The following is a 20,452-nucleotide window of genomic DNA, read 5'->3' as shown; positions in this document are numbered from 1 at the left end:
ACATGGAGACCCGACGTCTCGAGATGTACGTGTCGCTCGTCGACGCGCAGAGCTTCCGCACGGCGGCCGAACAGCTGTTCATCAGCCAGCCGGCGCTGAGCCAGCAGATCATCCGGCTCGAGAGCGACCTCGGCATCCAGCTGCTCGACCGCTCGACGCGGCCGTTCACGGTCACCGCGGCCGGCCGCGAGTTCTACATCCGCTGCCGCGCCGTGCTCGACCAGATCCGCGACCTCGAGGGCCTGCTCAACGAGATGCACCGGGGCGACATGGGCCGGGTGCGCCTGGCGATGGCGGTCTCGCTCGTCTACGGCCACCTGCCCAGCGTCGTGAAGGACTACCGCACCACCTCACCCCGGGTGGACCTGCCGATCACCTACGCCAACACGGCGCAGATCATCGACGAGCTCGACGGCGGCCGGCAGGACGTGGCCGTGCTCTACACGCACTACCAGCAGAAGGGGTTCGAGAACCGCGAGCTCTTCCGCGAGCCCTACCTGGTCGCCGTGCCCGACGACCACCCGCTCGCCGCCCAGTCCGAGGTGGCGGTGGCCGACCTGCGCAACGAGCAGATCATCACCATCCCGCGGCACGCGGCGCCTGAGAACCACGACGCCCTCATCGTGGCGTGCATGAAGGCCGGCTTCTCGCCGCGGGGACCGATCGCGGCCGGCTCGTACCACGACCACATCGGCATGGTCTCCGCCGGATCGGGCGTCTGCTTCCTGCCCCGCTCGCTCACCGCCATGCGGATGCCGAACGTCGTCTACCGCCCGCTGGTCGAGCCGACGATCGAGGCCGTGGTGTCGCTGTGCTGGCACCCGGACCGCGTGACCCCGGTGATCACGAAGTTCATCGACCACGTCACGGCGGCCTACCGGCGGCCCGCCGACCCCATGCGGCCCTGGCTGCCGGCGTACCAGGACCTGCTGGCCGAGCGCGGCAGCGAGCCCGGCACCGCCGACTGGCACGGCTGGCCGGCCCCGCAGCCCGGTCCGCTGCGCCTCACGACCGACCCCGGCTCCCCCGACGACCCCACCGACGACCCCGACGACGCCGCCCCCGGCGGCACCGACGCCACCACCGAGAGAGAGGAGCACAGCGCGTGAAGATCGCCCTGTGCCAGATGCTGTCCACCGAGGACAAGGACACGAACTTCGCCGAGATGCGCCGGCTCGCCGAGATCGGGGCCGCCCGCGGTGCCGACCTCGTCGTCTTCCCCGAGTGGGCCATGTTCGAGGTCGCCGAGCTCTCGCGGGTGTTCGTCGAGAACGCCGAGCCGCTCGACGGTCCCTTCGCCAGCCGCGTCTCCGCGCTCGCCGCGGAGCTGTCCGTGACGATCGTCTACGGGCTCGTCGAGACCTCGCCGGACCCCGACCGCGCCTACAACTCCCTGCTCGTGATCGGCCCCGACGGCGAGCGCGTCACGGCGTACCGCAAGCAGCACCTCTACGACGCCTTCGGCTTCAAGGAGTCGGACTTCATCTGCCCCGGCGACCTCGACGCCCCGGAGACGTTCACCGTCGGCGACGCCGAGATCGGGCTGCTCACCTGCTACGACCTGCGCTTCCCCGAGCCCGCCCGCCGCGTCGTGGACGCCGGCGCCCAGGTGCTGCTCTACCCCGCCTCGTGGGTGCCCGGGCCGCGCAAGGAGTTCCACTGGAAGACGCTGCTCCTGGCCCGCGCCATCGAGAACACGGTGTACGTCGCCGGGGTCTCGCAGGCGCCCGGGCTCGGGGTCGGCTCGTCGCTCGCGGTCGACCCGATGGGCTCGACGATCGCCGAGCTCGCCGAGGCCGTCGACGTGGCCGTCTTCGAGGTCGACCCCACGCGCATCGACGTCGTGCGCGCCAGCAACCCCAGCCTCGCCAACCGCCGCTACCAGGTCACCTCCTGACCCTCGCCGGCTCCCGGCTGCTCCCGGCCACCCGGCCGGCTTCCCCGGGGCGGACCCACCGCCCCGCCCACGAAAGGACATCGGCTCCCATGACGACCACCCCCCAGCTCGGCGCCTGGCTCTCCGACTCGAACACCGCCGTGGCGGAGATCGTCGCGAAGATCGGCTACGACTTCGTGATCCTCGACATCGAGCACGGCCCGTTCGACCTCGTCACGCTGGAGCGCTTCATCCCGCTCGTGAAGGGCCTCGGCCTGACGGTGCTGGCGAAGGTGCTCGTGCCCGAGCGCGGCGCGATCCAGCAGGCGCTCGACTTCGGCGCGGACGGCGTGATCATCCCCCACATCGAGAACGTCGAGCACGCCCGCGCCATCACGGGCCTCGCCAAGTTCCCGCCGCTCGGCGACCGCAGCGCCGCGGGCGGCCGCACCGTCGGGTACGGCGGGTTCTCCGACGAGTGGTACCGCAACGCGGACGCCACCACGCTCGTCTTCCCGATGATCGAGGACGCGGGCGCGTTCGACGACGTCGAGGCGATCCTCGCGCTCGACACCGTGGACGGCGTCTTCATCGGCCCCACCGACCTCTCGCTGCGCCGCGGCCGCGGGTCGTACAGCCGCACGGAGGAGGACTTCGCCGACATCGCCCACATCGCCGCCTGCGCCGCCGCCGCCGGCAAGCCGTGGGTGCTCCCCGCCTGGTCGGAGGCCGAGAAGAAGCTCGCGCTCGAGCACGGCGCCAGCTTCATCGCGCTCCAGATGGTGCACGAGGCGATCGTCCAGGGCTTCACCAGCGCCAAGGACACGATGGACGCGCTCATCGGCTGACCCCTCCCCCGGGGCGCCGACCTGTCGGGTCTGCACGCTCCCGGAGCGCCGAGCTGTCGCATCAGCACCGAGCTGTCGCATCTGCATCGTGCAGACGCGACAGCTCGGCGCGTTTCGGGCCTGCAGACGCGACAGCTCGGCGCGTCCCGGCCGGGGTCAGCCCTGGGTCAGGGGCGCAGCTCGGCGACGCGGCCGAGCTCGACCTTCGCGATGGTGCGCAGGTGGACCTCGTCGGGGCCGTCGAAGATGCGCATGGCGCGGTGCCAGCCGTACATGGCGGCCAGCGGCACGTCGTCGCTGATGCCCGCCCCGCCGTGCACCTGGATCGCCCGGTCGATGACCTCGAGCGCCACCCGCGGCACCGCGACCTTCGCCATCGAGACCAGCGACGCCGCGGCCTTGTTGCCCCGGGCGTCGATGACCGCAGCCGCGTGCTGGCACAGCAGGCGCGCCTGCTCGATCGCGAGGCGCGACTCCGCGATGTCCTTCTGGACCATGCCCTGCTCGGCGAGCGGCTTGCCGAACGCGACCCGGCTCGTGGAGCGCTTCACCATCAGGTCCATCGCCCGCTCCGCGGCACCCAGCGCCCGCATGCAGTGGTGGATGCGGCCCGGCCCGAGACGCGCCTGGGCCAGCGCGAAGCCCGAGCCCTCCTCGCCGAGCAGGTTCTCGACCGGCACGCGGACGTCCTCGAAGAGCACCTCGCAGTGGCCGTGCTGGTCGTGGCGCCCGAAGACGGGGAGGTCGCGGACGATCGTGACGCCGGGGGTGTCGGTCGGCACCAGGAGCATCGACTGCTGGAGGTGGCGGGGGCCGTCGGGGTCGGTCTTGCCCATCACGACCATCACCTTGCAGCGGGGGTCGGCCGCGCCGGACGTCCACCACTTGCGGCCGTTCACGACGTAGGAGTCGCCGTCGCGCACGATCGAGGTCTCGATGTTGGTGGCGTCGCTGCTCGCCACCGCCTTCTCGGTCATCGCGAACGCCGAGCGGATCTCACCGGCCAGCAGGGGCTCGAGCCACTCCGTGCGCTGGGCCGGCGTGGCGAAGAGGTGCAGCAGCTCCATGTTGCCCGTGTCGGGCGCCTGGCTGTTGACCGCCTCCGGCGCGAGCTCGAGGCTCCAGCCGGTGATCTCGGCGAGGCCGGCGTAGTCGAGCTGGGAGATGCCGGACTCGTCGGGCAGGAAGAGGTTCCACAGACCACGGCGACGGGCCTCGACCTTGAGCTCCTCCACGACCGGCGGCAGCGTGTGGTCGTCGGGACCCGCGGCCACCCGGTAGTCGTGGTAGGCCGCCTCGGCCGGGAAGACGTGGTCGTTCATGAACTCGACCAGCGAGGCGCGCATCTCCTGGGCACGGGGGGACGGCGTCAGGTCCAGGCCGGCGAACCGGGCGTCCGTCGGGTCGGGGGTCGGGGTCATGCGGTCCTCCTCGTCGAGGTCCGGACCCGCCGGGCGGCGGCAGTCCGGTGGCGGGTGCCGGATGGTGCTCGGCCAAGACTGCACCGCCGGGTCGCCACAGACCACAGGTACCCCCGCCCGGCGCGCCGAGCGACCTGCCGAGCGGCACGGCCCGACGCCGTACGACGAGGGGCCCGCGACCGCGGTCGGCTCAGGCGCCGTGGTGGTCCAGGAGCCGCGTGAGGGTCGTGATGACGCCGTTCTCGGCGTTGGACGGCGCCCGGTAGCGCGCCCGCTCCAGCACCTCGGGATGGGCGTTGGCCATCGCGAACGACGCGTCGGCCTCGTCGAGCATCTCGAGGTCGTTGAGGTAGTCGCCGAAGACGACGGTCTGGGCCCGGGTGACGCCGAGCTCGGCCTGCAGGCTGCGCAGGGCGACGCCCTTGTTCACCCCGGCCTTCATGATGTCGACCCAGAACGGCCCCGAGACGACCACCTGGTGGGTCTCCCGGAACGGGGCGAGCGCGGCGGCCGTGACCGGCTCGGCGCCGTTCACGTCGAACACCGCCACCTTGAGCACGTCGTCGTCGACGGCGAGCAGGTCGTCGACCTGCTCGAGGCTCAGGTAGTAGGGCGCCACGTGGCGCAGGAAGCCCTCGTCGACGCGCTCGACGTACGCCGCGTGCTTGCCGCACACGACCACGCCGACGTCGTTGCCGTCGGCGGCCAGCTGTCGGACGACCCCGACCGCGTCGACCACGAGGCTCCGCTCGAGCGTCACCGAGCTGACCTCGACACCGCCGCGCGCGACGTACGAGCCGTTCTCGGCGATGACGAGGAGGTCGTCCCCGAGGTCGGCGAACATGTGGGCGAGCGTGGCGTGCTGGCGACCGCTCGCGGGCGCGAAGACGACGCCGGCGGCGCGCATGCGCTCCACCAGGGGCCAGAGACCGACCGGCACGTCGCCGCGCTCGTCGAGGAGCGTGCCGTCCATGTCGGCGACCACGAGGCGCAGGCCGTCGAGGGTCGGCAGGTCGGTCGGCTGATCGGTCGGCTGATCGGTCGGCTGATCGGTCGGCTGGGTCGGGCTCGTCATGCCCCGAGTCTCGCCCGGGGCCCGGTCCGGCGCCGAGTCGGCGGGCGTGGGCGCGGTCACCCGAGCTCGGCCAGCGCGGTCTCGATCGCCCGGTGGAACGTCGGGTAGGCGTAGATCATCGTGCGCAGGGTGGCGACGGGCACCTCCGCGTGCACGGCCAGGTTCAGCAGCCCGATGATCTCGCCGCCGAGCGGGCCGACGACCGACGCGCCCACGAGCACCCCGCGGGAGGCGTCCTCGACGACCTTGACGAGACCGGTGGCGCCGGGACCGTGGGTGAAGCCCCGCGAGGACTGCTCCAGCGGGGTGCTGCCGACGCGTACGTCGAGCCCCGCGTCGCGCGCCTGCTGCTCGGTGAGGCCGACGCCGGCGACCTCGGGATCGGTGAAGGTGGTGTGGGGCAGGGCGTGGTAACGGGCGGCGGGGCCCCGGTCTCCGGAGCCGTCTTCTGAACCGTCTCCCGGGCCGTCCGCCAGCACGTCGGCCAGCGCGATGCCGGACTGGTACATCGACACGTGCGTGAAGGCGCCCTTGCCGGTGACGTCGCCGATCACCCACAGACCCTCGACGCCGGCCGCACGCAGGCGGTCGTCGACCTCGATCGTGCGGGCCGAGGGGTCGAGCCCGACCGACTCCAGGCCCAGCGAGTCGAGGTTGGGCGTGCGGCCGGCGGCGACCAGGAGCTTCTCCGCCACCAGGTCGTCCCCCTCGTCGAGGCCCACCGTGAAGGACCCGTCGGCGTACGCGACGGAGGTCGCCTCGACCTCGGTCAGCACCCGGACGCCCTCGTCGAGCAGCGTGCGCTCGAGCACCGCCGCGGCCTCGGGCTCGTCCTGCGGGAGCAGGCGGTCGCCGTGCTGCACGATCGTCACCCGCACGCCGAAACGGGCGAAGGCCTGCGCCATCTCGCAGCCGATCGGGCCGCCGCCGAGCACGACGAGCGTCGACGGCAGCGACGTCACCTGCACGGCGTCGCGGTTGGTCCAGTACGGCGTGCCCTCCAGGCCCGGCACGGGCGGTGCGGACGGGCGGGTGCCCGGGTTGAGCACCACGCCACGGCGGGCGACGTACGTCGTGGGCTCTCCCCCGCCCCGCGGGGTCACGACGACGCGGCGCGGTCCGTCGAGGCGGCCCTCCCCGCGGGCCAGGGCGGCCCCGGCGTCCTCGAGGCGCTGCACGGCGGCGGCGTCGTCCCAACCGCTCGTGGCCTCCTCGGAGATGCGGCGGGCCACCGGCGCCCAGGACGCCACCACCTCGACGTCGCCGGCCAGCGTGCCCGCGCGGCGGGCCTCGGCGAGCGCGTCGCCGGCGCGCACCATCATCTTCGAGGGGATGCACCCGTAGTAGGGGCACTCGCCGCCAACCAGGTGCTTCTCGACGGCCACGACCTCGAGACCGGCCTTCGCGGCGCCGGAGGCGAGGGCCTCCCCGCCGGGTCCGGTGCCGACGACGACCAGGTCCACCTCGCGCTCGTTGCTCATGACGCCAGCATGGCACCGGGGGCCACCCGGGTGCGCGACCGTGCCCGCGCGGTCGCCGTACGACGCCGGCCGCCCCCGCTCCTAGGGTGGGTCCGTGACCACACCGCCGCACGCCGTCCACCCGACCCTCGGAGCCGTGAACCTGGAGGTCGACGACCCGACGGCGCTCGCGGTCTTCTGGGCCGAGGCGCTCGGCAGCACGGCGCACCCGGCCGGGGAGAACGTCTACCTCGCGCCCGGACCGGGTGGTTTCGGCCTCTTCCTCACGCCACGCAGCGGCCCACGACCCGACCACCAGGCGCAGCACCTCGACCTCACCGTGCCGTGGGGCTCCCGCACCGCGACGGTCGCTCGGCTGGTCGCCCTGGGTGCGTCCCACCGGTGGGACGTGCTCGACGAGGTCCCGTGGGTGCAGTGGTCGACGCTGGCCGACCCCGAGGGCACCCTGTTCTGCGTGGCCGAGCACCCGCCGACCGACTGACGGCGCTCAGCGCGCCACCCAGCCGCCCATCCGGGTCACGACGGGGCTGCGGGGGTCGGAGAGCAGGTCCCACCACGGCACGCCGACGTCGATGCCGATGCGGCTCGCGACGGCCTGCCCGAGCGTGGGCGAGAGGGGAACGGCCCGGCTCAGGGTGCGCAGGCGCATGTCGAGGGCCTCGGCGGTGAGGGTCCAGAAGCCGTGCAGACGGCCGGCCCAGGTGACGGGCGGCTCGGCCCCAAGGTGCATGAGCAGCACGGCACGGGCGGCGGACGGCCCGGGCGGGAGGTAGCGGCTCAGCTCGGCGTCGGGGACCGCGGCGCGCTGACCGATCGTGGCGAGGAGGACGGCGTCGGTGCCGGGGCTGTGGCGACGCTGCGCCGCGGCGAGCGCGACACCCGCCTGGTGACGGAGGTTGCGCACGTGGGCGACGGAGAGCGCACGACCGCGGGCGACGGCGGTAGCGCCCGCCCCGGAGGCGAGCTCGGCCGCGGCCGACCGGACCTCGACGGGCAGCTCGCGCCACGCCTCGTCGAGCCAGCTCTCCTGCTCCTGCGGCAGGGCCAGGGGCTGCCAGCGCATCGCCTGGCGCCGTAGCTCGGGCGCGCCCTGCGCGTCGCGGAGGGACTGCTCGCCGGGCGGGCCGGCGAAGATCTCGAGCCAGTCGTGGTCCTCGGTGACGGGATCGCCCCCGCCGCGCGGCGTCGGCGCGTCCGCGTCAGCCGACCACACCCCCTCGAGGGGCGTGGTGCGCACCTCCTCGTCGCGTGACGGACGCACGACGCCCCACCTCCTGCCCTCTCGCCCCGTGGAGCGTTCATCGCACCGGCTGGACCACCCGCCGACTGCCGACGAACGTAAAAGATACGCAGAGATCCGAAGGTACCTGAAACCAAACGGAGCAGTGTTCACCATACGTGTGGTGTGATTTGGGTCACTCATCTACGACGTGGGTGTCAGGACACCCTGTATGGACTGTCTGATCCCCGAAGCCCGCGCCGTTGCTGGGAATTCGTCAGGTCGCGACCCTCACCGATACCTCACCGGCCTCGCCCGGGGCGGCGGCAGGACGTCCTCGTGGAAGGATCGCCGCGTGCCCGACACCGACCCCCCGGCGCGTCCACCGTCGTCCCCGGCACCCCGCCGCGGACGGCCCGGCTACGACCAGGCGACCGTGCTGCGCCGCGCGATCGACCTCTTCAACCGCCACGGGTACGACGGCACGAGCATCGGCGACATCGCCAAGGATCTCGGGCTCACGAAGTCGGCCATCTACCACCACGTGCCGAGCAAGGAGCACCTGCTGTCGGCGGCGCTCGACGAGGCGCTCGACGAGCTCACCGCAGCGGTCGACGCAGCCGTCGGGACGGTGCCGGCGGGAGGGAGCGCCGACGTGCCGGCGTACGAGCGGCTCCGTGCCGTCGTCCACCAGTCGGTGCACATCCTGGTCGCCCACCTGCCCGCCGTCACGCTGCTGCTGCGGGTGCGCGGCAACAGCGAGGTGGAGCTGGCCGCCCTCGAGCGCCGGCGACTGCTCGACGACCGCCTCGCCCGGCTCGTGACCGACGCGGTCGCGGAGGGCAGCGTGCGGGCCGACCTTCCCCCCGAGCTGGTCAGCCGCCTGCTGTTCGGCCTCGTGAACTCGCTGGTGGAGTGGTATCGCCCGGGCGGTCAGCTGGACGTCGACGTCCTGGCCGGCACGGTGGTCGCGATGGTGTTCGGCGGGATCGACGCGCCCGACCTCACCACGTGAAGAACCCCTGACCGGACTTGCGCCCCAGACGCCCGGCGGCGACGTGGTCGCGCAGCACCTGCGGGGGCGCGAACCGCGGCCCGAGCTCGCGCTCGAGGTGCTCGGCGATGGCGAGGCGCACGTCGAGCCCGACCAGGTCCGTGGTGCGCAGCGGGCCGACGGGGTGGCGGTAGCCCAGCGTCATGGCCGTGTCGATGTCGTCGGCGCTCGCCACGCCCTCGTCGAGCATCCGCATCGCCTCCAGTGCGAGCGCGACCCCGAGGCGGCTGCTCGCGAAGCCCGGGCTGTCCGCGACCGTGACGGCGGTCTTGCCGAGGTCGACGACCCAGCCCTGCGCGGCCGTCACGACGTCGGGGGCGGTCGCGCTGCCGACGACGATCTCGACGAGGTCGCTGGCGGGCACCGGGTTGAAGAAGTGGAGGCCGACGAACCGCGCCGGGTCCGGCAGCGCTGCCGCCAGCCCGTCGACCGACAGCGAGCTCGTGTTCGTCGCGACGACGGCGTCGGGGGCGGCCGCCGCGATCCGGGCGAGCACCTCGGCCTTGAGGTCGGGCAGCTCGGGGACGGCCTCGACCACCAGCCCCGCGGCGGCGAGCGCGTGCGGGTCGGTCGTGGTCGTCAACCGGGCGAGCGCGGCCCCGACCCCCTCGGGCACCTGGCCCCGCTCCGCAGCCTGCGCGAGGGTGCCGGCGACCCGGTCGTGCGCGGCCCCGGCCGTGGCGTCGGAGGTCTCCACCACCACGACCCGCGCCCCCACCAGGAGGAAGGCGTGCACGATGCCCGCGCCCATCCGGCCCCCGCCGTACACCCCGACCAGCTCGGGAACCGCCATGGCCCAGCCCTCCTCCCGGCCGAGCGCGGTCGTGCGCTCCCGCCTGTGGTCCGCACCGTACGGCGCGAGGGGGCTCAGGCGTCGAAGTCGACCGTGACCGTCTCGTCGACCGGGAAGGTCTGGCAGGTGAGCACGAACCCCGCCGCGACCTCGTCGGCACCGAGGGCGTAGTTGCGACGCATGTCGACCGCGCCGGACGTCACGTGGGCCCGGCACGTGCCGCACACCCCGCCCTTGCAGGCGAACGGCAGGTCGCTGCGGACGCCCGCCGCGCCGTCGAGGATCGTGCCCGAGCGCGGCATCGGCGCCGTGGTGCTGCGTCCGTCGAGCACGATGGTCACGACGCTGACGTCGCCCGTGGCCACGACCTCCTCGCGGGTCACCTCGGGCGGCGGCGCGTCGACGTGGAAGAGCTCGACGTGCACCCGCTCGCGCGGCACCCCCAGCTCGTCGAGCACCGCGCGGGCGTCGGTGACCAGACCGAACGGCCCGCAGAGCCAGACGTGGTCGACGCCGTCGACCGGCACGAGCAGCGTGAGGAGCCGGCGCAGCCGGTCGGCGTCGAGACGGCCCGAGAAGAGGTCGACGTCGCGGGGCTCGCGCGAGAGCACGTGCACGAGCTCGAGGCGCGCGCCGTACCGGTTCTTCAGGTCGGCGAGGTCCTCGGCGAACATGACGCTGCTCGTGCGGCGGTTGCCGTAGAGCAGGCTGACGCGCGCGTCGGGGTGGGCCAGGACGGAGCTCGCGATCGACAGCATCGGAGTGATGCCCGAGCCGGCGGCGATACAGAGGTGGCGGCCGCCCTCGTCGGGGTCGGCGCGGAAGCTGCCGCTGGGCGCCTGCACCTCGACGACGTCGCCGACCGCCACCTCCCGCGCGAGCCACGAGGAGAACAGCCCGCCCGGGACCTCCCGGACGCCGACCCGCGGGCGCGCGCCGGCCGGGGCGCAGATCGAGTAGGAGCGGCGGTGCTCCCGGCCGTCGACCGTGCGGCGCAGGGTCAGGGACTGCCCGGCCGCGAACGCGAAGGTCTCCCGCAGGTCGTCGGGCACGTCGAACGTCACCGCCACCGCGTCGTCGGTGAGCCGCTCGACCGCGGCGACGGTGAGGGCGTGGAACGTCGAGCGCGCAGCGCGGGCCGGGAGGGTCGAGGCCGTCGCGGCGGGGGCGGACGTCATCTCAGATCTCCTTCACGTGCTCGAACGGCTCGAGGCAGTCCGCGCAGCGGTAGACGGCCTTGCAGGCGGTGGGGCCGAACTCGGAGACGAGCCGGGTGTCGGACGCCCCGCAGCGCGGGCAGACCAGCGCGCGCCGCACGGGGGCGAGGGTGAGGGGCACCGGCCCGTCGTGGCGGGGCGCGGGGCCGGGCACCGAGACGCCGTGGTCGCCGAGGGCCCGACGTCCCTCCGGGGTGATCCAGTCCGTCGACCATGCCGGTTCGAGCCGCACCTGCACGACCACGTCGTCGTACCCCTCGTCGCGCAGCGCGTGCACGAGGTCGTCGCGCATCGTGGCCATGGCCGGGCAGCCGGAGTAGGTCGGCGTGATCGTCACGCGGACGCGACCGTCGGCCCCGACGCCCACCTCGCGGAGCACGCCGAGGGCCTCGAGCGTGAGCATCGGCATCTCGGGGTCGACGACCCTCGCCGCGACGGCGCGAGGGTCCGGCCGGGCATGCGGTCGCGCCGGGTCCGCCACCACCCTCACCACCGCCCGCTCGGGTGGGCGCGCGCGACGACCTGCATCTCGGCGAGGAGGCGGCCCATCGCCTCGGTGTGCCGGCCGTCGCGGCCGGCGCCGCCCCCGACGGTCCCCGTCGGCGGCACCTCGGGACGGTCGATGCCGCTCACCGACAGCACCTGCTCCAGCAGCACGTCGACCTCGTCGGCCACGTCGGCCGGGTCCACACCGACGCCCTGCTCCGCCACCGTCCGTTCGACGGCGTGCGTGCGGAACAGCTCGGCGCGCAGCGGCCAGACCCGGTCGAGCCCGGCCACGAGACGGCGCCGGGACTCCGCCGTACCGCGGGCGAGCGTGAGGAACCAGCGGCCCGCGTAGTCGCGGTGGTAGGTCACCTCCTTGACCCCCTTCACCGCGATGGCCGACAGCACGCCGTCGCGGCTGCCGGCGAGGCGCTGCAGCAGGGCGAGCCGGTACGTCGAGAAGACCAGCAGCCGGGCCACCGTCTCCGCGAAGTCGCCGTTCTCGGCCTCGACGAGCCGTACGTTGCGGAACGCCGACTCGTCGCGGAAGAAGGCGAGCGCGTCCTCGGGCGGGACCGGCGACCCCTCGGGCAGCCGGGGCACGAGCCGGGCGTCGGCGGCGGCCGCCCGGGTGAGCAGCAGCCGGGCTTGGCCGAGCAGGTCGAGGGCCACGTTGGCCAGCGCGATGTCGTCCTCGAGGTCGGGCGCGTTGCTTGCCCACTGCGAGAGGCGGTGGGAGGCCACGAGCGCGTCGTCGCCGAGCATCAGGCAGTACGACGCGAGCGCCGCGGCGTCGACACCGTCGGGGATCGTGGTGTCGACCCCGGCCAACGGGTCCTCGAAATCGGTGCCGAACGCCCACTGGGAGTCGTCACCGCCGAGCAGCCCGTCGAACACGGACCCGTGGTCGGCGTCGTGGTCGTGGCTCGTGCTCGCGCTCGTGCTCGCGCCGGGCGTGGGGGTGTCGTGGTCGGTCATCGTCGGCTCACATGTGGGGGACGTCGTCGGCGACGGCGTAGAAGGTCGGGTGCCGGTAGACCTTGTCGCCGGCGGGGGCGAAGAGGGGGTCCTTCTCGTCCGGGCTCGAGGCGGCCACCGCGTCGGAGCGCACGACCCAGATGCTGACCCCCTCGTTGCGGCGGGTGTAGACGTCGCGGGCGTGCCGCAGGGCCATCTCGTCGTCGGTGGCGTGGAGCGAGCCGACGTGCACGTGGTTGAGCCCGCGCTTGCCGCGCACGAACACCTCGTAGAGCGGCCACTCCGCGCGGGGACGGTCGGCCGGCCCGGTCACGACCGGGCCTCGTCGTGCTGCGTGGCGACCTGCTGCGTGGCGGCGAAGGCCGTGGCGGCCTCCCGCACCCAGGCGCCCTCCTCGTGGGCCCGCCGACGGTGCGCGATCCGCTGAGCGTTGCAGGGGCCCGAGCCCTGCACGACGGCGTAGAACTCGTCCCAGTCGGGCTGGCCGAAGTCGTGGTAGCCGCGCTCGGCGTTCCAGACCAGCCCGGGGTCGGGCAGGGTCACCCCCAGGCGCTCGGCCTGCGGGACGCTCATGTCGACGAACTTCTGCCGCAGCTCGTCGTTGGTGTCGCGCTTGATGCCCCACGCCATCGACTGGGCCGTGTTCGGGGAGTCGTCGTCGGGCGGGCCGAACATCATCAGTGCGGGCCACCAGAACCGGTCGACCGACTCCTGCACCATGGCGCGCTGCTCGTCGGTGCCGCGCATCATCGTGGCCAGCAGCTCGTAGCCCTGGCGCTGGTGGAACGACTCCTCCTTGCAGATCCGGATCATCGAGCGGCCGTAGGGCCCGTACGACGTGCGGCACAGCGGCACCTGGTTGGCGATGGCGGCGCCGTCGACGAGCCAGCCGATGGTGCCGACGTCGGCGTACGAGAGCGTCGGGTAGTTGAAGATCGAGGAGTACTTCTGCTGCCCACTGATCAGCCTCTCCGTCAGCTCCTGGCGGGAGACGCCGAGCGTCTCGCAGGCGGAGTAGAGGTAGAGGCCGTGGCCCGCCTCGTCCTGCACCTTGGCGAGCAGGATCGCCTTGCGGCGCAGCGAGGGCGCGCGGGTGATCCAGTTGCCCTCCGGCTGCATCCCGATGATCTCGGAGTGCGCGTGCTGGGCGATCTGGCGCACGAGCGTCGCGCGGTACTTCTCCGGCATCCAGTCACGGGGCTCGATGCGGTCGTGGCGGGCGATCGTGGCGTCGAACGCGGCCGCGAGCTCGCTCTCCTGCTCCGGCGACACCTCGGGGGCGACGGTCATGGGTTCCTCCAGCTCGACCAATTGCAGAACGATCGGTCAGTAAAGTGAACCACGGAGGCCACCCACCCGCAACGGACCATCGGGGAGGGTGGGTCCTGCACGCCCCCGCACGCCCCACGCCCACCGACCCGGAGGAGCCCCATGCACCGCCTCACGATCCAGTACGCCGTCCCGAGCGACCCCGAGGCGTTCGACGCCCACTACTTCGAGCACCACGTGCCGTTCGTGGGGCCCCTGCCCGGGCTCCGCGCGTTCAGCTGGTCGAAGCCCCGCCCGCTCGGCGGCGAGCAGACCGTCTACCTCGTCGCCCAGCTCGACTTCGACGACGCGGACGCCCTGCAGACCGCGCTCACCTCCCCCGAGATGGCCGCCGCGGGCCGGGACGCCGCCGGCCTCGGCGTGCCGACGGTGATGTTCAGCGGCGAGGTCGTCACCGCGCTCTGACCCTCGAGCTGTCGCGTCTGCACGACAGACGAACGCCGAGTTGTCGCGTCTGCACGAGCCTCCGATGCAGACGCGACAACTCTGCGCCTCAGGAGCGTGCAGACGCGACAGCTCGGCACCTCAGGAGCGTGCAGACGCGACAACTCGGCACCTCAGGAGCGTGCAGACGCGACAACTCGGCGCCTCAGGAGCGTGCAGACGCGACAGCTCGGCACCTCAGGAGCGTGCAGACGCGACAGCTCGGGCTCAGGAGCCCGTGAAGGTCGGGCGCTCCTTCGCCAGGAAGGCCGCGACGGCGCACTGGTGGTCGCGGGTCAGCCCGAGGCGGTGCTGGGCGGCGGACTCGGCGGCCAGCGACTCCTCCACGGACGCGCCGCCGGCGGCGAGGTCGAGGAGGCGCTTGGACTCGGCGTACGCCGCGGTGGGGCCCGCCGCGAGCCGGGCGGCGAGGCGCTCGGCCTCGGCGCGCGCCGTACCGCTCTCGACGACCCGGCCGGCGACGCCCCACGCCACGGCCTCCTCGGGCGAGAACATCGCGCCGAGCAGCACCAGCTCGGCGGCCCGCGCGTGCCCGACGGCCCGCACCAGCGTGGCCGACAGCCCGGAGTCGCACGTGAGCCCGATGCCGCTGAACGCGGTGCCGAGCTTCGCGTCGGCTGCGAGGACCCGCAGGTCGCAGGCCAGCGCGAGCCCGAGACCGGCCCCGACGCAGGCACCCTCGACGGCCGCCACCACGGGCTTCGCCATGCCGACCAGCGCCCGTACGATCGGCGCGTAGTGCTCGTCGACCGTGTCGAAGGCCGTGGCCGCGTCGGCCTCGAGGGCGGCCGCGTGCTCGCCGAGGTCCTGGCCGACGCAGAACGCGGACCCCGCTCCCGTCAGCACGACCGCGCGGACGGCGTCGTCGGCGGCCACCGCCTCCAGTGCGTCGCGCAGCGCGACCTTCGTCGCCTCGTCGAGCGCGTTGCGCGCCGCCGGCCGGTCGATCACCACCGTCGCCACCGCACCCTCGCGCTCGGTCCGCACGGTCGCGTCGTCGCTCATGGGTCGCTCCTCGTCGTGGTCCAGGTCACACTGCCGGGCCGCCACGGTACGCGGAGCGGCTCACTCCGCGGCGAGCACCTTGCCCGGGTTCATCAGGCCCGCCGGGTCGACCGCGCGCTTGAGCGCCCGCTGGAGGTCGAGCTCGACCGGCGACTTCTGCGCGGCCGCGGCGTCGCGCTTCGCGGTGCCGAGCCCGTGCTCGGCGCTGATGCTGCCGCCGAACGCGGCGACCGAGGCGTAGACCGTCGCCGTCAGGCGGTCGGCGTGGGCGAGGAAGGCCTCGTCGGTCCAGCCGACGGGCTTGGTGAGGTTGTGGTGGAGGTTGCCGTCGCCGACGTGGCCGTACGAGACGACCCGCACGCCGGGGAGCACCTCCGCCAGCGCGACGTCGGCGTGCGCGACGAACGCCGGCAGCGCGCTGATCGCGACCGACACGTCGTGCTTGAGGCTGGGCCCCTCGCCGTTCTGCGCCTCGGAGATGCCCTCGCGCAGCGCCCAGACGGCTGCGGCCCGGGGACCGGACGCCACCACGGCGTCGACGACCTGGTCGTGCTCGACGGCCTCCTGGAGCACCTGCTCGAGCAGCCCCTCGACGTCGGCGTCGCCGCCGTCGGCGAGCTCCACCAGTCCGTACCAGGGGTGGGCGGTCGCGAACGGGTCCCGGGTGCCCGGCACGTGCGCCAGCACGATCGCCAGGCTCTGCGCCGACATCACCTCGAACGACGTCACCCGCTCCCCCGCCACGGCGCGCACGGTGCCGAGCAGCGCGGTCGCGGCCGCCAGGTCGGCGAGCGCGACCCAGGCGGTCGCCCGTCGGGGCGTCGCCGGATGGAGCGCGAGCACGGCCGCGGTGACGACCCCGAGGGTGCCCTCCGAGCCGAGGAAGAGCTGGGTGAGGTCGTAGCCGGTGTTGTCCTTGCGCAGGCCGCGCAGACCCTCCCAGACCCGGCCGTCGGGCAGCACGACCTCGAGCCCGAGCGTCAGCGCGCGCATCCCGCCGTACCGGAGCACCGCGGTGCCGCCCGCGTTGGTCGCCACGTTGCCGCCCACCGTGCAGCGGCCCTCGGATCCCATCGAGAGCGGGAACTGCAGGCCGTGCTCCCGCGCGACGCGCTGCACGTCGGCGAGCACCACGCCCGCCTCGACCGTCACCGTCTGGTTCGCCACGTCGACCTCGCGGACCCCGCGGAGCCGCTCGGTGGAGAGCACCACCTGCCGGCCCGAGGCGTCCGGCACGGCCCCGCCGCACAGGCCCGTGCCGCCGCCCTGCGGCACGACCGCGACGCCCGCCGCCGCGCAGGCACGCACGACCTCGGCCACCTCCGCCGTCGTGCGGGGCAGCACGACGAGGGCGGGACGGCCGGCGTACGCACCGCGCCAGTCGGTCGCGTACGACGCCAGCCGGTCGTCGTCGGCCCCCGGGACGAGCACGCCGCGCCCACCCACGATCGGGGTGAGCGCGGCGAGGAGCGCGGCGTCCGGTCGGTCGTCGGGGTCGGCCGCGGTCACGACCGCGGCTTGACGGCCAGGATCGGCCGGTCGAGGTCGAGCAGCACGCGCTGGGCGTCGCTGCCCAGGAAGAGCTTGCCGACCGGCGAGCGACGGCGGATGCCGATGACGACCACGGAGGCGTCGACCTCGTCGGCGACCGCGGCGATCGCGCCCGCCAGGTCGTCGTGGTGCGTCGGCTGGCGCAGCTCGAAGGCCACCCCGGCGGCCGCGGCGACGGACGCGAGCTCGGCCCGGCGCTCGTCGCCGACGAGGGCCTTGTCGACGAGCGCCCCGCCCTGCGGGGAGTTGAGCACGACGAGGGGCTCGCCGCGCCGGGCCGCCTCGGCGACCGCGGCCTCGTACGCCGCGTTGCCGGGGGCGGTGTCGACGTAGCCGACCAGGACCGTCATCGGGAGCTCTCCTTCGTGCGCCCCTCGGGCGCGTCGGTGTCGGACGGGGTGTCGGTCGGGGTGTCCGACGGGCTGTCGGACGGGGTCTCGCCGGTCACGCCGCCGCCCGGACCGGGGGCGGCCGGACCGCTGCGGCCGGCGAGCGAGCGCCGCAGCACGAAGCCGAGGAGCGGCAGCACCAGGACCACGACCAGCACCGCGAGCAGCGTGCCCGAGATCGGCCGCGTGGCGAACCCGGCGACGTCGCCGTCGAAGAGGATCAGCGAGCGACGGGCGTTGCTCTCGAGCAGCGAGCCGAGCACGAACGCGAGCACCAGCGGCCCGGGCTCGAAGCCGGCCTTCTTCATCAGGTAGCCGAGCACGCCGAAGACGATGACCAGCACGATGTCGAAGCTGTTGTTGTTGACCGTGTAGACGCCGATCAGGGTGATCAGCACGGTGATGGGCGCCATGATCGAGGCCCGGATCGTCAGGATCTTCACGAACAGGCCGACCAGCGGGATGCTCATCATCAGCAGCAGGATGTTGCCGATGTACATCGAGTTCACGACGCCCCAGAAGAGCTCCGGGTGGTCCTCGACCAGGCCCGGCCCGGGCGTGATGCCCTGGATGAGCAGGGCGCCGAAGATGACGGCGATCGTCGCGTTCGCGGGGATGCCCAGCGTCAGCAGCGGGATGAACGACGAGGTGGCGGCCGCGTTGTTGGCCGACTCCGGCGCCGCGACGCCCTCGATGGCGCCCTTGCCGAACCGCTCGGGCGTCTTGGAGCGCTTCTTCTCCAGCCCGTACGCCGCGAGCGACGACAGCACCGCGCCGCCGCCCGGCAGGATGCCGAGCACGAAGCCGATGACGGAGCCCCGGCCGATGGCGCCGGAGGACTGCTTGAGGTCCTTGCGCGACGGCCACGGGTTCGAGACCTTCGCCGGCGGCTTGCCGAGCTTGCCGCGGTTCTCGAGGCTGTGCAGGATCTCGGCGAGGCCGAAGATGCCCATCGCGATCGGCACGAAGTCGAGGCCGTCGGCCATCGACAGCGACTCGAACGTGAAGCGCTCGGCGCCGGTGAAGCCGTCACGGCCGACGGTGGCGAGCAGCAGGCCGATGGCCGCCGCGACGAACGCCTTCGTGCGGCTGCCGTTGCCGACCGCGGCGACGAGCAGGATGCCGAGGAGGGCGAGCATCGTGTACTCCGGCGGACCGAAGTCCAGCGCGAAGGACGCGATGAAGGGCGCCACCAGGGTGAGGGCGATGATCGAGACCGTGCCGCCGACGAAGGAGCCGATGGCGGCGATGCCGAGCGCCGTGCCGGCCTTGCCCTGCCGGGCCAGCGCGTAGCCGTCGAAGACGGTGACCACCGAGCTGGCCTCACCGGGGAGGCGGAGCAGCACGGAGGTGATCGTGCCGCCGTACTGCGCGCCGTAGAAGATGCCGGCGAGCATGATGATCGCGGTGACGGGCTCCACGGCGTACGTCAGCGGCAGCAGGATCGCGATGGTCGCTGCGGGGCCGAGGCCGGGGAGGACGCCCACGAGCATGCCGACGACGACGCCGATCAGGCAGTAGAGCAGGTTCTCCGGCTGGAGGACGACGCCGAAGCCGTCGATGACCGGGGCAATGTCCACGGGTCAGGTCCTCTCGGGGTGGATGGGGACGGGCCGGGGCTCGTCAGCGGGGCACGTCAGAAGAGGTGCGGGAGCGACACGCCCAGGGCGGTCACGAAGATCAGGTAGAAGCTCACGGTCATGAGGAGCGCCCCGACGACCGAGGTGCGCCAGCCCTCCCGGCCGAGGACCTTCAGCCAGACGAAGGCGAGCACGACCGAGGGGATCTCGAAGCCGACGATCTCGATGAGGTAGGCGAACGGCACGAGGGTGAGCACGGCCGGCGGCACGACCCAGCTGTCCGAGGTGAAGCGCTCGGTGTCGCTGGTCGCCCGGGCCTGGACGAGGAGCACCAGGCCCAGCAGCGCGATCGCGGAGCTGACGACGAGGGGCCAGGTGCCGGGGCCCGGCTCGCCGAGCGAGCCGGTCCCGAGCGCCAGGGAGCCGACGACGCCCGCTCCCCCGAAGCCGATGACGAGCAGCGCCAGCACGACGTTGGTCGTGAGGCCCGCGGGCTCGGGCTTCTCGGCCTCCCACTGGGCCGCGAGCTCCTCGGGCGAGGCCGCCTCGGGGAGGTCGTCCGCCACGGCGGCGGCCTTCTCGAGGGACGGCCCGGCGGCCGTGCCGACGGTCTTCTCGTCGGGCGCGGCCTGCCGGCCGCGGGGACTCACGACTCGCCGCCCATGTCGATGCCGTACTCGGCGATCAGGGCCTCGTAGGTCTCGCGCTGCTCGTTCCAGTCGGCCACGACCTCGTCGCCGTCGACCTGGTACGGCGTGAGCAGCGCGTTGGTGTTGAAGTCCTGGTACGCCTCGGTCTCGAAGGCGGCGTCGAACGCCTCCTTGAGCGCGTCGATCGTCTCCTGCGGGGTGTCCTTCGGCGCGGCGATGGCGCGGTACTGGGCGACCGGCACGTCGTACTCGAGCTCGGTCGCGGTGGGCACGTCCTCGAGGTACTGGTTGCGCTCGGAGGAGAAGACCATCAGCGGCACGATCTCGCCGGCCTGGATCTGCGGGTAAGCCTCACCGAGCTGGATGCTGGTCACGTCGACCTGGTTGCCGAGCAGCGCCGTCAGCGCCGGCGAGCCACCGTCGAAGGGCACGTCGTTGCCGTCGACCTCGGTCTGGTTGAAGAGCAGCTCCTGGGAGAGCTGGCTGCCCGTGCCGACACCCGTGGTGGCGTAGTCGACGGCCTCGCCGGAGGCCTCGAGGTCCTCGAAGGACTCCCAGCCGGAGTCGGCGTTCGCGACGAGCACGTAGTCGTCCTGCGAGATGCCGGTGACGATCTCGTAGTCGTCGAGGCTGACGACCTCGTCCTCGCCGACGACGAGCGACGTGATCGCGATCAGCGAGGCGTTGATGACCATCAGGTTCTGGCCGTCGGCGTTCTCGCCGGCGAGGGTCTGGGCCGCGAGGGCGCCGTTGGCGCCGGGCTTGTTCATCACCGGCACCGGCACGCCGAGGTCGTCGGAGACCGGCTCGGCCAGCGCGCGGGCGATGAGGTCCGTGCTGCCGCCCGCGTCCTGGCCGACGGTCAGGTTGATCGCCCCGTTGGGGAAGTCCTCGGCCGACGAGCCGCCGAGGTTGCCGCCGCAGGCGGAGAGGGAGAGGGCCACGGAGGCGGTCGACAGAGCCGCGACGCCGCGGACGAGACGGGGGTGCTTCATGGGAACTCCTGGGGGTCGGGCGGGGCTCGTGCGAGTCGGGGGGCGGCTTGTGATCGCCGTC

The 20,452-nt window shown here is 73.4% G+C and carries 22 protein-coding genes; 6 read left to right on the top strand and 16 right to left on the bottom strand.

The genetic code is table 11. From position 1 onward, the window contains the following. The first annotated feature begins 2 nt into the window (after positions 1-2). From K329_RS0123190 to K329_RS0123180, 3 genes are all read left to right on the top strand, one after another. Positions 3-1,109 (top strand): LysR family transcriptional regulator, encoded by a 1,107-nt coding sequence (locus K329_RS0123190; RefSeq protein ID WP_028474895.1) that lies wholly within the window; start codon positions 3-5, stop codon positions 1,107-1,109. After that, positions 1,106-1,897 (top strand): carbon-nitrogen hydrolase family protein, encoded by a 792-nt coding sequence (locus K329_RS0123185; RefSeq protein ID WP_028474894.1) that lies wholly within the window; start codon positions 1,106-1,108, stop codon positions 1,895-1,897. The genes K329_RS0123190 and K329_RS0123185 overlap by 4 nt, the downstream gene beginning before the upstream one ends. 89 nt (positions 1,898-1,986) lie before the next feature. Then, positions 1,987-2,724 carry an HpcH/HpaI aldolase family protein gene (locus K329_RS0123180; RefSeq protein ID WP_028474893.1) on the top strand — a complete coding sequence of 246 codons (738 nt, stop codon included), beginning with the start codon at positions 1,987-1,989 and terminating at the stop codon, positions 2,722-2,724. Between the two features lie 167 nt (positions 2,725-2,891). Here the strand turns inward: K329_RS0123180 and K329_RS0123175 are convergent, their stop codons facing one another. The 3 genes from K329_RS0123175 to K329_RS0123165 all read right to left on the bottom strand — a co-directional run bounded on the left by K329_RS0123175 (position 2,892) and on the right by K329_RS0123165 (position 6,701). Further along, positions 2,892-4,145, bottom strand: coding sequence for an acyl-CoA dehydrogenase family protein (locus K329_RS0123175; protein ID WP_028474892.1), 1,254 nt, complete (start codon positions 4,143-4,145; stop codon positions 2,892-2,894). Positions 4,146-4,335: 190 nt separating this feature from the next. Then, positions 4,336-5,220 (bottom strand): Cof-type HAD-IIB family hydrolase, encoded by an 885-nt coding sequence (locus K329_RS0123170; protein ID WP_084541610.1) that lies wholly within the window; start codon positions 5,218-5,220, stop codon positions 4,336-4,338. A 56-nt stretch (positions 5,221-5,276) separates the two neighbouring features. Beyond that, positions 5,277-6,701 carry a dihydrolipoyl dehydrogenase family protein gene (locus K329_RS0123165; RefSeq protein ID WP_028474890.1) on the bottom strand — a complete coding sequence of 475 codons (1,425 nt, stop codon included), beginning with the start codon at positions 6,699-6,701 and terminating at the stop codon, positions 5,277-5,279. 94 nt (positions 6,702-6,795) lie between these two features. Between K329_RS0123165 and K329_RS0123160 the strand changes: the two genes are divergently transcribed. After that, the gene (locus K329_RS0123160; protein WP_028474889.1) at positions 6,796-7,182 is read left to right on the top strand and encodes a VOC family protein; all 387 of its coding nucleotides are present in this window, start codon (positions 6,796-6,798) and stop codon (positions 7,180-7,182) included. 6 nt (positions 7,183-7,188) lie between these two features. Here K329_RS0123160 and K329_RS0123155 read toward each other — a convergent pair whose 3' ends face one another. After that, positions 7,189-7,962, bottom strand: a complete 774-nt coding sequence (locus K329_RS0123155) for a hypothetical protein (RefSeq protein ID WP_028474888.1) — start codon at positions 7,960-7,962, stop codon at positions 7,189-7,191. A gap of 313 nt (positions 7,963-8,275) precedes the next feature. Here K329_RS0123155 and K329_RS0123150 point away from each other — a divergent pair, with 313 nt between their 5' ends. Beyond that, entirely contained in the window at positions 8,276-8,935 is a 660-nt protein-coding gene (locus K329_RS0123150; RefSeq protein WP_028474887.1) for a TetR/AcrR family transcriptional regulator, read from the top strand. On the opposite strand, the gene K329_RS0123145 is transcribed toward K329_RS0123150, so the two are convergent. From K329_RS0123145 to paaA, 6 genes are all read right to left on the bottom strand, one after another. After that, entirely contained in the window at positions 8,925-9,767 is an 843-nt protein-coding gene (locus K329_RS0123145; RefSeq protein ID WP_028474886.1) for a 3-hydroxyacyl-CoA dehydrogenase family protein, read from the bottom strand. The genes K329_RS0123150 and K329_RS0123145 overlap by 11 nt on opposite strands. Positions 9,768-9,841: 74 nt before the next feature. After that, the gene (gene paaE / locus K329_RS0123140) at positions 9,842-10,945 is read right to left on the bottom strand and encodes a 1,2-phenylacetyl-CoA epoxidase subunit PaaE (protein WP_028474885.1); all 1,104 of its coding nucleotides are present in this window, start codon (positions 10,943-10,945) and stop codon (positions 9,842-9,844) included. A 1-nt stretch (position 10,946) separates the two neighbouring features. Further along, positions 10,947-11,465 (bottom strand): 1,2-phenylacetyl-CoA epoxidase subunit PaaD, encoded by a 519-nt coding sequence (gene paaD / locus K329_RS0123135; protein ID WP_028474884.1) that lies wholly within the window; start codon positions 11,463-11,465, stop codon positions 10,947-10,949. Positions 11,466-11,470: 5 nt separating this feature from the next. Next, complete coding sequence (gene paaC, locus K329_RS0123130) at positions 11,471-12,448, bottom strand: 1,2-phenylacetyl-CoA epoxidase subunit PaaC (protein WP_084541543.1); 978 nt, start codon at positions 12,446-12,448, stop codon at positions 11,471-11,473. A 7-nt stretch (positions 12,449-12,455) separates the two neighbouring features. Beyond that, the gene (gene paaB / locus K329_RS0123125; protein ID WP_028474882.1) at positions 12,456-12,761 is read right to left on the bottom strand and encodes a 1,2-phenylacetyl-CoA epoxidase subunit PaaB; all 306 of its coding nucleotides are present in this window, start codon (positions 12,759-12,761) and stop codon (positions 12,456-12,458) included. Next, the gene (gene paaA / locus K329_RS0123120; protein WP_043644462.1) at positions 12,758-13,738 is read right to left on the bottom strand and encodes a 1,2-phenylacetyl-CoA epoxidase subunit PaaA; all 981 of its coding nucleotides are present in this window, start codon (positions 13,736-13,738) and stop codon (positions 12,758-12,760) included. The genes paaB and paaA overlap by 4 nt, the downstream gene beginning before the upstream one ends. A gap of 141 nt (positions 13,739-13,879) precedes the next feature. Here paaA and K329_RS0123115 point away from each other — a divergent pair, with 141 nt between their 5' ends. Then, entirely contained in the window at positions 13,880-14,182 is a 303-nt protein-coding gene (locus K329_RS0123115; RefSeq protein ID WP_028474880.1) for an EthD family reductase, read from the top strand. Between the two features lie 246 nt (positions 14,183-14,428). On the opposite strand, the gene K329_RS0123110 is transcribed toward K329_RS0123115, so the two are convergent. From K329_RS0123110 to K329_RS0123085, 6 genes are read right to left on the bottom strand one after another with little or no spacing between them, the layout of a single operon-like run. Then, positions 14,429-15,226, bottom strand: a complete 798-nt coding sequence (locus K329_RS0123110) for an enoyl-CoA hydratase/isomerase family protein (protein WP_028474879.1) — start codon at positions 15,224-15,226, stop codon at positions 14,429-14,431. Between the two features lie 60 nt (positions 15,227-15,286). Continuing rightward, the gene (locus K329_RS0123105; RefSeq protein WP_052337268.1) at positions 15,287-16,735 is read right to left on the bottom strand and encodes an FAD-binding oxidoreductase; all 1,449 of its coding nucleotides are present in this window, start codon (positions 16,733-16,735) and stop codon (positions 15,287-15,289) included. After that, on the bottom strand, positions 16,732-17,127 hold the full coding sequence (locus K329_RS0123100; protein WP_028474877.1) for a universal stress protein: 396 nt from the start codon (positions 17,125-17,127) through the stop codon (positions 16,732-16,734). Before K329_RS0123100 ends, K329_RS0123105 begins: the two co-directional genes overlap by 4 nt. Then, on the bottom strand, positions 17,124-18,746 hold the full coding sequence (locus K329_RS29095) for a tripartite tricarboxylate transporter permease (RefSeq protein ID WP_084541542.1): 1,623 nt from the start codon (positions 18,744-18,746) through the stop codon (positions 17,124-17,126). Before K329_RS29095 ends, K329_RS0123100 begins: the two co-directional genes overlap by 4 nt. Positions 18,747-18,802: 56 nt before the next feature. Then, positions 18,803-19,396 (bottom strand): tripartite tricarboxylate transporter TctB family protein, encoded by a 594-nt coding sequence (locus K329_RS0123090; protein WP_052337267.1) that lies wholly within the window; start codon positions 19,394-19,396, stop codon positions 18,803-18,805. Beyond that, positions 19,393-20,391, bottom strand: a complete 999-nt coding sequence (locus K329_RS0123085; RefSeq protein WP_028474875.1) for a Bug family tripartite tricarboxylate transporter substrate binding protein — start codon at positions 20,389-20,391, stop codon at positions 19,393-19,395. Before K329_RS0123085 ends, K329_RS0123090 begins: the two co-directional genes overlap by 4 nt. Positions 20,392-20,452: the final 61 nt, after the last annotated feature.

The sequence above is a fragment of the Nocardioides alkalitolerans DSM 16699 genome, from assembly GCF_000426525.1.
Lineage (GTDB): Bacteria > Actinomycetota > Actinomycetes > Propionibacteriales > Nocardioidaceae > Nocardioides > Nocardioides alkalitolerans.
Note: the sequence above shows the minus strand (reverse complement) of the source record. Positions and strands in the feature narration are given on the sequence as shown.

What these genes read in the sequence shown, in the direction of transcription:
- K329_RS0123190 (WP_028474895.1), top strand. Translation starts at nt 3, where the DNA reads ATGGAGACCCGACGTCTCGAGATGTACGTGTCGCTCGTCGACGCGCAG.
- K329_RS0123180 (WP_028474893.1), top strand. Translation starts at nt 1,987, where the DNA reads ATGACGACCACCCCCCAGCTCGGCGCCTGGCTCTCCGACTCGAACACC.
- K329_RS0123175 (WP_028474892.1), bottom strand. Translation starts at nt 4,145, where the DNA reads ATGACCCCGACCCCCGACCCGACGGACGCCCGGTTCGCCGGCCTGGAC.
- K329_RS0123170 (WP_084541610.1), bottom strand. Translation starts at nt 5,220, where the DNA reads ATGACGAGCCCGACCCAGCCGACCGATCAGCCGACCGATCAGCCGACC.
- K329_RS0123165 (WP_028474890.1), bottom strand. Translation starts at nt 6,701, where the DNA reads ATGAGCAACGAGCGCGAGGTGGACCTGGTCGTCGTCGGCACCGGACCC.
- K329_RS0123145 (WP_028474886.1), bottom strand. Translation starts at nt 9,767, where the DNA reads ATGGCGGTTCCCGAGCTGGTCGGGGTGTACGGCGGGGGCCGGATGGGC.
- paaE (WP_028474885.1), bottom strand. Translation starts at nt 10,945, where the DNA reads ATGACGTCCGCCCCCGCCGCGACGGCCTCGACCCTCCCGGCCCGCGCT.
- paaC (WP_084541543.1), bottom strand. Translation starts at nt 12,448, where the DNA reads ATGACCGACCACGACACCCCCACGCCCGGCGCGAGCACGAGCGCGAGC.
- paaA (WP_043644462.1), bottom strand. Translation starts at nt 13,738, where the DNA reads ATGACCGTCGCCCCCGAGGTGTCGCCGGAGCAGGAGAGCGAGCTCGCG.
- K329_RS0123115 (WP_028474880.1), top strand. Translation starts at nt 13,880, where the DNA reads ATGCACCGCCTCACGATCCAGTACGCCGTCCCGAGCGACCCCGAGGCG.
- K329_RS0123110 (WP_028474879.1), bottom strand. Translation starts at nt 15,226, where the DNA reads ATGAGCGACGACGCGACCGTGCGGACCGAGCGCGAGGGTGCGGTGGCG.
- K329_RS0123100 (WP_028474877.1), bottom strand. Translation starts at nt 17,127, where the DNA reads ATGACGGTCCTGGTCGGCTACGTCGACACCGCCCCCGGCAACGCGGCG.
- K329_RS0123085 (WP_028474875.1), bottom strand. Translation starts at nt 20,391, where the DNA reads ATGAAGCACCCCCGTCTCGTCCGCGGCGTCGCGGCTCTGTCGACCGCC.